This is a genomic window from Devosia geojensis (assembly GCF_000969415.1).
In the GTDB taxonomy this organism is placed as follows: domain Bacteria; phylum Pseudomonadota; class Alphaproteobacteria; order Rhizobiales; family Devosiaceae; genus Devosia; species Devosia geojensis.
Window position 1 is genome coordinate 1 of sequence record NZ_JZEX01000141.1, and the last position, 13336, is coordinate 13336.

At 66.1% G+C, this 13336-nt stretch carries 13 protein-coding genes; 9 read left to right on the forward strand and 4 right to left on the reverse strand.

Annotated features, from left to right (window positions below):
* Window positions 1-22: 22 nt before the first annotated feature.
* Window positions 23-1222, reverse strand: coding sequence for a PQQ-dependent sugar dehydrogenase (locus VE25_RS16865; RefSeq protein WP_244466967.1), 1200 nt, complete (start codon window positions 1220-1222; stop codon window positions 23-25).
* Window positions 1223-1514: 292 nt separating this feature from the next.
* Between VE25_RS16865 and greA the strand changes: the two genes are divergently transcribed.
* From greA to VE25_RS16890, 5 genes are all read left to right on the forward strand, one after another.
* The gene (gene greA / locus VE25_RS16870) at window positions 1515-1988 is read left to right on the forward strand and encodes a transcription elongation factor GreA (RefSeq protein ID WP_046109826.1); all 474 of its coding nucleotides are present in this window, start codon (window positions 1515-1517) and stop codon (window positions 1986-1988) included.
* Between the two features lie 210 nt (window positions 1989-2198).
* Window positions 2199-3149, forward strand: a complete 951-nt coding sequence (gene trxB / locus VE25_RS16875; RefSeq protein WP_046109827.1) for a thioredoxin-disulfide reductase — start codon at window positions 2199-2201, stop codon at window positions 3147-3149.
* A gap of 65 nt (window positions 3150-3214) precedes the next feature.
* Window positions 3215-4108, forward strand: a complete 894-nt coding sequence (locus tag VE25_RS16880) for a LysR family transcriptional regulator (protein WP_046109828.1) — start codon at window positions 3215-3217, stop codon at window positions 4106-4108.
* Window position 4109: 1 nt separating this feature from the next.
* Entirely contained in the window at window positions 4110-4631 is a 522-nt protein-coding gene (locus tag VE25_RS16885; RefSeq protein WP_046109829.1) for a YqhG/Tai3 family protein, read from the forward strand.
* Window positions 4632-4811: 180 nt separating this feature from the next.
* Window positions 4812-5804: a magnesium transporter CorA family protein gene (locus VE25_RS16890; RefSeq protein ID WP_046109830.1), complete on the forward strand. Its 993-nt coding sequence runs from the start codon at window positions 4812-4814 to the stop codon at window positions 5802-5804.
* Between the two features lie 796 nt (window positions 5805-6600).
* Here the strand turns inward: VE25_RS16890 and VE25_RS22780 are convergent.
* Entirely contained in the window at window positions 6601-6795 is a 195-nt protein-coding gene (locus tag VE25_RS22780; protein WP_152664658.1) for a hypothetical protein, read from the reverse strand.
* 580 nt (window positions 6796-7375) lie between these two features.
* Between VE25_RS22780 and VE25_RS16895 the strand changes: the two genes are divergently transcribed.
* Complete coding sequence (locus VE25_RS16895; RefSeq protein WP_052732047.1) at window positions 7376-8497, forward strand: hypothetical protein; 1122 nt, start codon at window positions 7376-7378, stop codon at window positions 8495-8497.
* Between the two features lie 130 nt (window positions 8498-8627).
* Here the strand turns inward: VE25_RS16895 and VE25_RS16900 are convergent, their stop codons facing one another.
* Window positions 8628-9830: a pyridoxal phosphate-dependent aminotransferase gene (locus VE25_RS16900; protein ID WP_046109831.1), complete on the reverse strand. Its 1203-nt coding sequence runs from the start codon at window positions 9828-9830 to the stop codon at window positions 8628-8630.
* 127 nt (window positions 9831-9957) lie between these two features.
* On the opposite strand from VE25_RS16900, the gene VE25_RS16905 reads away from it, so the two are divergent.
* Genes VE25_RS16905 through VE25_RS16915 form a run of 3 tightly spaced genes read left to right on the forward strand, consistent with a single transcriptional unit; the run spans window position 9958 to window position 12557 of the window.
* Window positions 9958-10956 carry an ABC transporter ATP-binding protein gene (locus tag VE25_RS16905; RefSeq protein ID WP_046109832.1) on the forward strand — a complete coding sequence of 333 codons (999 nt, stop codon included), beginning with the start codon at window positions 9958-9960 and terminating at the stop codon, window positions 10954-10956.
* Window positions 10953-11753, forward strand: coding sequence for an ABC transporter permease (locus VE25_RS16910; protein WP_046109833.1), 801 nt, complete (start codon window positions 10953-10955; stop codon window positions 11751-11753). Before VE25_RS16905 ends, VE25_RS16910 begins: the two co-directional genes overlap by 4 nt.
* 3 nt (window positions 11754-11756) lie before the next feature.
* Window positions 11757-12557 carry an ABC transporter permease gene (locus tag VE25_RS16915; protein WP_046109834.1) on the forward strand — a complete coding sequence of 267 codons (801 nt, stop codon included), beginning with the start codon at window positions 11757-11759 and terminating at the stop codon, window positions 12555-12557.
* Window positions 12558-12748: 191 nt separating this feature from the next.
* Here the strand turns inward: VE25_RS16915 and VE25_RS16920 are convergent, their stop codons facing one another.
* Window positions 12749-13153 carry a hypothetical protein gene (locus tag VE25_RS16920; protein WP_046109835.1) on the reverse strand — a complete coding sequence of 135 codons (405 nt, stop codon included), beginning with the start codon at window positions 13151-13153 and terminating at the stop codon, window positions 12749-12751.
* Window positions 13154-13336: the final 183 nt, after the last annotated feature.

Below are 13336 nucleotides of genomic sequence, written 5' to 3' on the forward strand. Positions count from 1 at the left end.
CCCCCACCCTCAATCCCTCCCCTCAAGGGGAGGGAGGCGAAGGAACCGCCGATTCCGATAAAGCCTGACACGCTCTACCCCCCGGCGCGATGCGGAAGATTTCGGCCGAGCCGGAATCGATCACGGCGTAGATGGCGCCGTCCGGGCCGATGCGCACGTCGCGCACCCGCCCGAGCTGGCCCTCGAAGAGCGGCTCGGTGCCGACCACCTCGTCGCCCTCCATGTCGATCCTGACCATGGTGCGCCCGCTGAGGCCTCCGGTGATGAGGTCGCCCTCCCAGTCCGGGAAGAGCTCGCCCGAAACGAAGGTGAGGCCGGAGGGTGAGATCGAAGGATCCCAGTAATGGAGCGGCTGCTCGAGGCCCTCCTGCTCGGTCCCTTCGCCGATCGGCAGCCCCGAATAGTCGACGCCATAGGTGATGATCGGCCAGCCGTAGTTGGCGCCGGCGCGCGGCATGTTGACTTCGTCGCCGCCGCGCGCGCCGTGCTCGACGATGAAGAGCTGTCCGTCGCTCTCGCGCACGACGGCGCCCTGCGGGTTGCGGTGCCCCTTGCTCCAGAGCTCCGGCGCCCAGCCTTCGGGCTGCGGATTGTCCGCCGGAATCGAACCGTCCGGGCCGATGCGCACCACGGCGCCCGCAAGATCGGAAACGTCCTGCGCCCGCTCGGCCTGTCCCCGCTCGCCCAGCGTCACGAAGAGATTGCCGTCGTTGCCGATGGCGATCCGCGAGCCGAAATGCCGGTTGCTGGGGGTGAAATGGTTCATGCGGAAGATCACCTCGCCGTCAGCGAGCTGCGCGCCTCCGGCCTCGTCGAGCGCGAGGGTCGCCGCCATCACCGCCGTGCCGGTGCCGCGGTTCTGGCCGGCGCTCTCGGCGGGCTCGGCGTAGGAGAGGTATATGCGCCCGCTTGTGGCGAAATCCGGGGCGAGCGCGACGTCGAGGAGACCGCCCTGCCCCTGTGCGACGACTGCCGGCACGCCCTCGATGGGTTCACCCACCTCGCCGTCGGCGATGATCCGCATGGTGCCGCTACGCTCGGTCACCAGCATGCGCCCGTCCGGCAGGAATTCGAGGGCCCAGGGATGGTCGAGCCCCTCGGCGACCACCTGCGCCTCGAGGCGTCCGGCGCTGCTCTCCATCTCCTGGGCGAAAGCACCGCCCGTCAGGGTCGCGGCCACGACGAGCGCGCATCCCCCGATACCAAGTCCTTGAAATCTCACGGCACCATTCCTTCTGCTGCGCACCGGCCACACCATTTTGACTTGCATCGAGGTCGGTGCTCACTATGTCATTGGTGTGTCCCGGCTTGACCGCAACGCGCGGGAAAGGCAATTTGGGACCGATTTCCCGAAAAAGTTATCCTGACTCGGATGCCGAGCATCCAAGGCAGGGGGCTTTTGCATGTACGGCGTCTCGCCCGCAGACCTGTGGCGGACGGGACGCGAAGACCAATGTCGAGACCGGAAGGCGGCAGAGAACCCGCTCCGGCCGCGAGCCTATGGAGGCAGACGAATGGACAAGATCCCGATGACCAACTCAGGTCATGCGGCTCTCGCAGCCGAGTACCAGCGGCGTACGTCCGAGGAGCGCAAGCGCATCATCGAAGCGATCCAGGAAGCGCGCGCCCATGGCGACCTGTCCGAGAACGCCGAGTACTCGGCCGCCAAGGAAGCGCAGAGCCTCAACGAAGGCCGCATCCAGGAGCTCGAGGCGATTCTCGCCCTTGCAGAGATCATCGACGTGACCAAGCTCACCGGCTCGTCCGTCAAGTTCGGCGCCACCGTCACCTTCGTCGACGAGGACACCGAGGAAGAAAAGACCTACCAGGTCGTGGGCGACCCGGAAGCCGACGCCTCGTCGGGCCGCATCTCCATCTCCTCGCCCATCGCGCGCGCCATGATCGGCAAGGGCGAAGGCGATTCGTTCGAGGTCGCCGCCCCCGGCGGCGCCCGCAGCTACGAGATCCTGCGCGTCCAGTACGTCTGAGAACCCGTGGATACCCTCTCCCCGTGCGGGAGAGGGTAAGGCCGCCATACCGAGGAGTTCGCTGCCCAATTCTTGGGCACGGCTGTGAATTTCGGTGAGTCTGCGACGACTTGCCCCCTCAACCACTAGACTTTGTCTTGAAAGACCCTTGCGGCACCCATTATCTAGTAGCGGGGACTAAACCCGCAACTGGTTGAAGAAGGCGTCGCCATGCACGCAAAGGTCATCATCATCGGCTCCGGGCCGGCCGGCTATACGGCCGCCATCTACGCCGCGCGCGCCATGCTCGAGCCCGTGATGATCCAGGGCATGCAGCCGGGCGGGCAGCTGACCATCACCACCGACGTCGAGAACTACCCCGGCTTCGCCGACGTGATCCAGGGCCCCTGGCTCATGGACCAGATGAAGGCGCAGGCCGAGCACGTCGGCACCAGGATCGTCAACGACATCATCGTCTCGGTGGATTTCGACCATCGCCCGTTCGCGCTCACCGGCGACAGCGGCACCGTCTACACCTGCGACAGCCTCATCATCTCGACCGGCGCCCAGGCCAAATGGCTGGGCCTGCCCTCCGAGCAGCACTTCCAGGGGTTCGGCGTTTCCGCCTGCGCCACCTGCGACGGTTTCTTCTACCGTGGCAAGAATGTCATGGTCGTCGGCGGCGGTAACACGGCCGTCGAGGAAGCCTTGTTCCTGACCAATTTCGCCCAGAAGGTCACCGTGGTGCACCGGCGCGACGAGTTCCGGGCGGAGCGGATTTTGCAGGAGCGGTTGTTCAAGAACCCCAAGATCGAAGTCGTCTGGGACACCGAGGTCGTCGACATCAAGGGCGCTGACATGCCCCGGTCGGTCGAGGCCGCGGTGCTGCGCAATCGCCTGACCGGCGAGAAGTACGAGATGCCCGTCGATGGCGTGTTCGTCGCCATCGGCCATGCGCCCTCGACCGAAATCTTCGCGGGCAAGCTCGACATGAAGCCGGGCGGCTATCTCCTGGTCAAACCCGGCACCAGCCAGACCAACATCCCGGGCGTGTTCGCCGCCGGGGACGTGACCGACGACGTTTATCGCCAGGCGGTCACGGCCGCCGGCATGGGCTGCATGGCCGCGCTCGACGCCGAGCGCTTCCTGGCCGAACACGATCTCGCCGAAGCGGCGGAGTAACTGGGTAGGCTGACGCGCCTCTGGGTCGGGGCGCGGTCGGTCAATAGAGGGGGAAGCGCCTGAACATGCTCGATTGGGACAAGCTGCGCATATTTCACACGGCGGCCGAGTCGGGCAGCTTCACCCATGCGGCCGAAAAGCTCGGCATGAGCCAGTCGGCGGTCTCCCGCCAGATATCGGCGCTCGAGGATGACCTGGGTTTGAAGCTCTTCATCCGCCACGCGCGCGGGCTCGTGCTGACGGAGGTCGGCGAGCAGCTCTTCCGCACCGCCCACCGCATGCACTGGGAGCTGCAGCAGGTCGAGACGCAGATGTCCGAGAGCCAGGACGTGCCGACCGGCCCGCTGATCGTGACGACCACGGTCGGCATCGGCTCCACATGGCTGGCCTCGCGGATCGACGAGTTCTTGAAGCTCTATCCCCTGATCCAGCTCGAAATCCGCCTCAACGACGCCGAGCTCGACCTGGCCATGCGCGAGGCCGACGTCGCCATCCGCCTGCATCGTCCCAACCAGTCGGAGATGATCCAGCGCAAGCTCTTCACGGTGCACAACCACTTCTACGCCTCGGCCGAATACGTCGCCGAAATCGGCGCGCCCAAGTCCGTCGAGGAGCTGGACGACCATCGCATCATCTCGTTCGGCGAGCCGGTGCCCTCCTATCTCGGCGACATCAACTTCCTCGAGCGCCTCGGTCGCCCCGACAACAACCCGCGGCGCGCCGCGCTCAAGGTCAACGCCATCTACGGCATGATGCAGGCCGCGCGCGCCGGCATCGGCATCGCCATGCTGCCGGACTACGTGACCGAGAAGGAAGACGGCCTGGTGCGGGTGCTGACCGAAATCGAAATCCCCGAATACGAGGCGTATTTCGTCTATCCCCCGGCCCTCAAGAACTCCAAGCGCGTCGGCGTCTTCCGCGACTTCCTCGTCGGCAAGGCGCGCGAGTGGAGCTTCTGAGATGCCCGCGCGGCTGGGTTTCGCCCCGCTGGCCCTCGCAGCTCTGGCATCCCCTGCCCTCGCCCAGCCGGCCCCGACCGGCCCAGCGCTCATCGGCGAGCTCTTCTGCCTCGCGCTCACCGGCGGCGACGTGGAGGCGATCCGCTCCGCGCTGACGACCGACCTCAACGCGGCGATCGACGCCGCCCTCGAGCGCAACGACGCCATCCAGGCCGAGAACCCGGACGAGAAGCCGCCGCTCGGCGACGGCGTTCCGTGGAGCGGCGCGCCGGATTATGCGCCCGAGTGCACGCCAAGCATCGGAACCGAAACGGCAGGTGCGGCCCAGGTCACGATCCGCCACGGATTCCCCGACGAACCCGATGCCGACTACACCGATACCCTCCACCTGGTGACGGTCGAGGGCCGTTACGGGCAGACGCTCTGGCGCATCGACGATATCGCCTTCGACACCGGCGCCGACCTCGGCTTTCCCGCCGGCAGCACGCTCCGCAGCGCCCTCACCGGCGCATTCGACGGGTAAGAAGCCGGCTTGACTTCGCCCACGGTGAGCGTATGTCAGCCGACGCGGCTCGCGCCGCGCCGAAAGGACAAACCCCATGAACCCTGACAGTCGAAGTCGAAACATTAGACCGGTACGCCGTCAGGGCTGATTCCCAGGCTCCCGGCGTCCGCGACGACGTTTCCCTCGGGAGCTTATAGAATGCTGCACATCTGCACCCCCGCAGTCGATCACCTCGTTTGCACCCCGTTCAGCGAGAAGGCCGCCGTCGGCGCCTATGACGGGGCCATCTGGTACGACCTGCTCGATCCCACCCCCGCCGAAATCATCTTCGTCGAATCGACCCTCGACCTGAAGCTGCCGACGCGCGAGGAGATGCAGGACATCGAGCCCTCCGCCCGCCTCTACAGCGAGGCCGGCACGGAGGTGATGACGATGACCGCCATGGCGGGCATGTCCGCGGGCAATCCCGTCAAGACCCCGCTGACCTTCGTGCTGCGCGCCAACGTGCTCATCACCCTGCGCCACGCGGACCCCAAGCCGTTCGAAACCTTCCGCCAGCGCGCCGGCAAGCCGAACGGCGAAAATTACGCCACCGGCGAGGCGGTGATGGCGGGCCTCGTCGAGGCATTGATCGACCGCCTCGCCCAGGCGCTCGAGCACTCCGGCAACGACATCGACACCATCTCCAACGGCGTCTTCCGCGGCGGCGCCGGCAAGGCCGACCGCAAGACGCAGGACCTGCAGGCGCTGATCGAGAAGATCGGCCAGAAGGGCGACGCCCTGACGCTGCTGCGCGAAAGCCTGGTTTCCATCCAGCGCATGGTCGCCTTCCACCAGACGCGCGAAGGGCCGGTCGGCAAGCCCCTGCGCGAGACCCGCGCCGCCTTCAAGAGCCTGCAACGGGACGCCGCCGCGCTCATCAGCCATGCCGAGTTCCTCTCGGCCAAGATCACGTTCCTGCTCGACGCCACCCTCGGCCTCATCAACCTCGAGCAGAACAAGATCATCAAGATCTTCTCGGTGGTGGCCGTCATCTTCCTGCCGCCGACCCTCGTGGCTTCCGCCTACGGCATGAACTTCACCGTCATGCCCGAGCTCGGCTGGACCTTCGGCTACCCCTTCGCCATCGGCCTCATGGCCCTCTCGGCGGTGCTGCCGTACCTCCTGTTCAAGCGCAACGGATGGTTGTGAGGATAAACGGCGCAGCCGCGAATCTTGCGCCGCCCCTCCCCATCACCTCGGTGTCATCCGGGCCCCGGATCAAGTCCGGGGTAAACTCCAGCCGGGACCCAGTAAACGCTGCAGCAGCGTTTTTTCACCTCAGGGGAAACAACCACAGGGTCATTCCCGCGAAAGCGGGAAACTCCGTTGTATAAGTGAAACTGAGGTCCCCGCTTTCGCGGGGATGACCCGGTGGAGGTGGTGATTTGGTCCGCGAGCGGAAGCGGTGTTGTTTACCGGATCCCGGCTTTCGCCGGGATGACAGCCGGTGGAGCATACGATCAGGGGCCAAAGCCACACTCATGGGAGCAAACCGCGCGGCGCGCAGGACAAACCGTGCCGAGAAATTCTCCCGACGACCATTGTCATCTCACTGACACAATGCAATGAAATCAAAGGGTTATTCAGGCGTCATGCGTTCACCGCATAGCTGACATGTCAGTACCGGGATTGCCTACCAAGCCAGTCGTGAATATATCGGCCCTCACACAGCGAGCGCTTTCCTCCTCCCTCCCTGGCGCTTGTTGCGTTCCCTCCTTGTGGGGCGCAAGCCCCGCACCTTCAGGCCTCGCTCCCCCTCGAGCGAGGCCTTTGTTTTTCCAGGTCGACGAACTGCATGCATCGCATGGCTGACATGTGAGCGCCACCCTTGCAGGAATAGCCGGGTGGTCCCATATTGGTCTTGTCGCTGAGACGCCGCCCGTATCCTCCTCCCACGGACTGCTGCTCTCGCGGCACGGATCAGGACCGAATCCTCCTCCCTCGGTCAGGATCCATTGGCAGATGGCGTATCCTCCTCCCTCGCCTCTGCCACCACTTTCGATTTGGCTTCGGCCTTTTCATCAGGCTCCGCTCGGTTTCGAGTGGAGCCTTTTTTCTTGTCGCGCGTCATCCCGAAGCCCCGCCGGAAATGGCCGCCAGGCAGGACAGAATGTCGCTGCAGGAAGCGCATGGCTGGCATGTAGCAATCCGCATTGCTGACCACCCGGTCAAAATCTATATCTCATCACGTCGCTGCGGCGCCCTCCGTATCCTCCTCCCACGGACTGGCGCTACTACGACACCGGGTTCCTGCCGTATCCTCCTCCCTCGGCACGGAGCCCACCCGGCAGACGGCGTATCCTCCTCCCTCGCCCGATGCCATTACTTCCGATTTGGCTTCGGCCCAGTCATCAAGGCTCCATCTTCGGATGGAGCCTCTTTTTTGCGCGTCCCGAACCTAATCCCCCGTTTCTGCATGGCAGCGTTTCCCGCTTCGCGTTTGTGCGCCCGTCCGCGATGCGGGATACTTCCAGTCACCAGATCGCAGCACGGCGTATCCGTACTGCACGACTTGGTCATGCCGCTCCGGCGGCCCGGCCGCCAGGCCCTGCCCATCCCCTCGGGCAGGGCCTTTTTGTTGCCGGCCGGTTTTGCCCGGCACCCGGCAAATCTTGCCTTCGCCGCCGGCGTCGCGTGGCCGAACTCCCCGGTTTCCCGTGCTCCCTCCGCGGCACGCCCCTTGCATCGCATGGCGCAGCACCATTCGCCGGGGACCTGCCATGTCCATCGTCAACACCGCCTATTCGGCCGCCAACTTCTATGCCGCCGCCAAGAGCTCGACCGGGTCCAGCCTGCCGTCGGCGGACGCACAGTCCACCGGCGCGACGACGAGCGATCCCGCCGCGACCGTGACCCTGTCGGAAGCCGCGCAGGCGGCTCTCGGCGAAAAAGACTTCGCCACCGTCGCCGCCGAGGCGCGGGCCAAGCTGCGCGAGCTGTTGAGTGAGGCCGGCCGCACCTCGCCGCTCAAGGACGGAAAGCTCGCCCTCGACATGGCCAGCCTCGACCACCGCGAGCTCTACGCCATCTCCAGCAACGGCGAGGGCCTCTTCACCGCCGACGAGCAGGAGGCCGCCGACCTCGAGATGCAGCGCCGGTTCGAGGCGGCCATGGCCGGGCCCGCCGCCGTCGCGGATGTCACCGGCTCCTGGCTCGGCCTCTACAAGGCCGCCGCCGCATATCTCGACGAGCTCGGCCCCGAGGAGAAGGCGGAGGGGGACTGGACGTCCGCCCGCGCCGCCCTCACCGAAGCCATCAAGACGCTCACCGCCGACCCGAAAACGCTGCCCGACATCGAGAACGATCCCGTAGCCGTCTACCTCAAGCTGCGCGAGACGGGCGAGACGATGCCGCCGCGCGATTTCTCCGATGTGGCGGGCGACGCGCGCAAGGCGCTCGACAAGCTCTATGCCGACGCTCTCGCCAACGGGCGCGTGCCGACCTTCAACAAGTCGACCACCATCGGCACCTACATCGACCTCGACGCCTTCGACAGCCGCACGCTCTCAGCCATCGCCCTCAACGAAGGCAGCCAGTTCTCGCGCGAGGAAGTGCGCGCGGCCGAGGCGAGCCTGCGCAACCGCAGCGGCAACGCCCTCAACGCCGCGTTCAAGAACGCGGCCAAATCCGGCAGCCCCACCGCCTTCAGCCAGAACATCATCAGCCTTTATGCCGCCATGACCCCGGAGGAGCGCCAGGCCACCGGCTGGGGCGAAAACTTCTACCAGGCGGCCATGGCCAGCTACGAGGAGACCTACAAGCTGATGGATATCCTGGCGTCCGCGGGTGGCAACTCATCGGCCGGATCGATGGGCTGGTTCAGGTCGCTGACGGCAATGTAGGCGCTCCCCTCCCCCCTCAAGGGGGGAGGGAGGCGCATCGCGCTTGCGGCAGCATCGCAGACCTCTCACCCTGATTTTCCGCTGAACGCGGAAAATCTGTCCCTCTCCCTCAAGGGGAGAGGGAAGGTGCCTACCGCACCCCCGCGCAGAATTCCTGGATTCGCTTGACCGCCTCGGCAAGCTCCGCGTCCGAGGCCGCATAGGAGAGGCGCATGTGGCCGGGAAGGCCGAAGGCCGCCCCGTGGACGAGCGCGACGCCGGTTTCCTCCAAGAGCGCCAGCACGAAATCCTCGTCGGTCTCGAGCCTGGCGCCGGCGGCGCTGGTCTTGCCCAGCAGCCGCTTGACGCTGGGAAAGACGTAGAACGCCCCCTCGGGCGTCAGGCAATCGAGCCCGGTATTGGCGTTGAGGCCGGAGACCACCAGATCCCGCCGGCGCTGGAAAACACTGCGCCAGTCCTTGAGGAATTCCTGCGGCCCGTTCAGCGCCTCGACCGCCGCCCATTGCGAGATGGACGAGGGATTGGTCGTCGACTGCCCCTGGAGCTTCGTCATCGCCGCCAGCAGCTCGCGCGGCCCGGTGCAGTAGCCGATGCGCCAGCCGGTCATGGCGTGCGACTTGGAAACCCCGTTCATGGTCAGCGTGCGCGCCTGAAGCTGCGGCTCGACCTGCGCGATGGTGGCGAAGGTGCCGCCGTCATAGACGAGCACCTCGTAGATGTCGTCGGTGAGGATATGGACGTGCGGGTGCCTCAAGAGCACGTCGGCCAGCGCGCGCAGTTCCTCGCCCGTATAGGCGGCGCCCGAGGGGTTCGAGGGCGTGTTGAGGATCAGCCACTTGGTCCTAGGCGAAATCGCCTGCTCCAATGCCTCGGGCGAGAGCTTGAAGCCCGTCGAGGCATCCGCCAGCGCGAACACCGGCTCGGCCCCGCAGAGCCGCACGATCTCGGGATAGCTCACCCAATAGGGCACCGGCACCACCACCTCGTCGCCCGGATTGAGCGTCGCCAGGAGCGCGTTGAAGATGATCTGCTTGCCGCCCGAGCCGACGAAACAGTCGGCGGCGGTGACATCGAGACCGTTGTCGCGGCGGAACTTGGCGGCCACCGCTTCCTTCAATTCCGGGATGCCGTCGATATTGGTGTACTTGGTCTTGCCCTCGGCCATGGCGCGGATGGCGGCCTGCTTGACGTGCTCGGGGGTGTCGAAATCGGGCTCGCCCGCCGAAAGCGCGATGACGTCCTTGCCTGCCCGCGCGAGCTCGCGCGCCTTCTGGCTGATCGCCACCGTCGCCGACGGCGCGACCCGCCCCAATGCGTCAGACAGGAACCCCATTCTCTTCCTCCGGAAATCAGGCGGGTGAGTGATAGGGCCTGCCGCCGCCGGAAACAAGCCGAACGAACCGCCTATAGCCACCAACGCAGAATCGGCTAGTCTCGCCGCCCCCTGGGGAGGGACCGCGATGAGCGAGATCATTGTTGCCGATGGCGTGACCAAGCGGTTCCGCCAGCCCAAGCGCTATTCCGGCCTTGCCGGCGCGATCAAGGGGCTCATCTCGCGCGAGTTCACCGAGGTGCGCGCGGTCGAGGACATCTCGTTCACGATCCGCGCCGGCGAGGCCGTCGGCTATCTCGGCCCCAACGGGGCCGGCAAGTCGACCATGATCAAGATGATGACCGGCATTCTGGTGCCGACCGGCGGCGCCCTCTCCGTGCTCGGCCGCACGCCGCACGAGGAGCGCATGGTGAACGCGCGCGAGATCGGCGTCGTCTTCGGCCAGCGCAGCCAGCTCTGGTGGGACCTGCCGGTCCACGACAGCTTCGAATTGCACCGGCGCATCTACGACGTGCCCGAAGCGCGCTATCGCGAGAACCTCGCCCATCTCACCCGCATGCTCGGCATGGAAAGCTACCTCGATCGCGCCGTGCGCCAGCTGAGCCTCGGCCAGCGCATGCGCGCCGAGATGGCCATGGCTCTGCTGCACGATCCCAGGATCCTCTTCCTCGACGAGCCGACCATCGGCCTCGACGTCGTCGCCAAGGACGCGGTGCGCAAGTTCCTGACCGAGGTCAACCGCGAGCGCGGCGTCACCATCATCCTCACCACCCACGACCTGCAGGACATCGAGGAGATCTGTCCGCGCCTCATCATGGTGGATGACGGCAAGCTGCTTTTCGACGGCGAGCTGAAGCGCCTGCGCACCGCCCTCGGCGCCCGCCGCCGGCTGAAGCTCGATTTCGCCACCGACCCCGGACCCGTCTCGCTCACGAGCGCCCGGCTGGTATCCGACGAAGGGGCCAGCAAGCACTTCCTCATCGAGAACGAGGAGACCTCGCTGGTCGACGTGCTCGCCGAGCTCGGCGGCGGCCACGGCCTCAAGGACGTCTCTCTCGAGGAGCCCGACATCGAGGAGGTGATCCGCACCTTCTACCAGCAGCGCCCGGCGCTGGTGCCGCAATGAGCGCGCCGATGTATGCGGCCTTCGCCGCCAACGCCTTCCAGACGCGCCTCGCCTATCGCAACCAGGCATGGTCGAGCTTCTTCGGCCAACTGATCCAGGTCTTTGCCCGCATCGCCATCTGGATGGCGGTCTATGCGGGCGTCGCCAGCGTCGACGGCATCACCCTCGCCGACATGATCACCTATGCCATCCTCGCCACCGCCGTGATGGGGGTCTGGGACCATGCGCTCCTCATGCGCGATCTCGACGTCGCCATCAAGACCGGCGACGTTGCGGTGTTCCTGCTGAAGCCCCTGCACTATCCGCTCTATCTCTTCGCCGCCCATTGCGGGAACCTGGCGTTCAACACCCTCGCCGTCGTCCTGCCGGTCACCCTCATCATCGGCGTGACCTACGGCATCCAGCCGCCCGCCAGCGCCATGCACGGCGCCTCCTTCCTCGGCTTCTGGGCGCTCTCCTTCGCCATCTATTTTCTCTTGGCGATGACCTGCGGGCTCCTGGCCTTCTGGCTGATGACCGCCCATTCGCTCGAATGGTTCCTCACCGGCATCATGGCGCTGTTTTCCGGCAGCATCCTGCCGCTGTGGTTCTTTCCGCCCGCGCTCGCGGCGGTCGCGCAATACCTGCCCTTCGCCTGGGTCGCCTACTACCCGACGGCCGTTTATCTCGGGAAACTGGAGCCGGCGGAGACCGGCCTCATCCTCGCGATAGGCCTCGGCTGGGCGGCGGTTCTCGCCGCCGGCGTCGGGCTCTTGTGGTCGCGGGCGCGCCACCGCATCGTCGTGCAGGGAGGCTGAACGATGCTCGCCGCCCTTCGCGTCCTGCCCTTCCTCGTCCAGCTCCATATGCGCGCGACCATGGAATATCGCGGGGCGATGATCCTCGGCTGGATCGCCATGGCCTTCTCCTACGCCAGCGTCTATACCGCCATCGCCCTCATCGTCCTTCGCTTCGAGAACATCGGCGGGTGGGTGTGGAGCGAGATGGCGCTGCTCCTCTCCTTCCACCTGCTCGGCTATTCGCTCGGCGCCGCCTTCAGCTTCGTGCAGTTCCGCCAGTTGGAAGACATCGTGCGGCTCGGCACCTTCGACACGCTGATGGTCAAGCCGATCAGCCCATGGGCGTATCTGGCCTTCTCCGGCTTCAACATCGGCTATGCCGGGCACATCACGCTCGCCCTGCCGCTGATGACCTGGGCCCTGACGCAGGCCGATGTCGGCTGGAACCCCACGCTCGTCCTCTATCTCGTCGGCGCGCTCGTCAGCTCCGCCCTCATCACCGCCGCGATCATCACCAGCATCGGCGCCAGCGCCCTGGTCTGGGTGCGCTCGCGCCATCTCTATTCCATCTATTTCGGCTTCTGGGAGCTGGCGCGCTATCCGCTCAACATCTTCCCCGGCATCATCCAGGCGATCATGGTGACCGTGATGCCGCTGGCGTTCATGAGCTACGTGCCGGCCGCCGTGCTGCTCGACAAGGAGGTGCCGCTGCTGGGCCCTGCCGCCGCGCCCCTCGCCCTCGCCGCCGGCCCCATCGCCACGATCCTTGCCATGCTCTACTGGCGCTGGTGCATCCGCAACTACCAGGGCGCGGGCGGTTAGGCCATTTCCCGGCCCCAGTCGGCGGCTCCATCGCCTCCCTCCCGCTAGAGGAGAGGCGAATCATCGTGCTTGGTGTTCCACCAGGGTCATTCCCGCGAAAACGGGAACCTCGTTTGTGAGGCCGGTCAGGAAAACAGAGATCCCCGCTTTCGCGGGGATGACCCGGTGAGAGGAGCGGGGACGGCGGGTCCCTAGAACCCGAGAACCACCGTCGCGCCGGCCTGGCCGTTGCCGTTCTGCACGCACTCGGCGTCGGTCGCCTCGCCGAACTGGAAGAGGCCGCACGAGTTGTTGTTGCCGGTCTGCTGGATGGTGCCGTTGTGGCCGTCGCCTTCCTGGACGATGAGGCCGTTGTTGCCCGAGCCCATCTGGCCGATGCCGGCGCTGTTGCCGTTGCCGTTCTGGATGGCGTTGGCGCCGTTCTTGAGGCCGTTGACGAGCCCGAAAATGGTCAGCCCCGTCGAGAGCATCTGCGACTGCTCCGGGTCGGTCGGCGCGTAGTTGATGGCGATCTGCCCGCCGGCCATGGCGGGAAGGGAAAGGCTCGCCGTGGCGATGATGGCGGCGGCGAGAGTGGTCAAGGTCTTGGCGGTCATCTCGAAGTCTCCTGTCCTTTGCTGCGCTGCGCCGCTTGGGCTTCAGCCGATGGACCGCACTCTGCACCTGCCGCTCTGAACCCATCCGGAGCGGCATGTTCAGAAATCGTTCAGCGTCCGAAAAATCTGGAACAGGAAGCACCGGTGGGCGACGCCCCTCCCCCTTGAGGGGAGGGGTTGGGG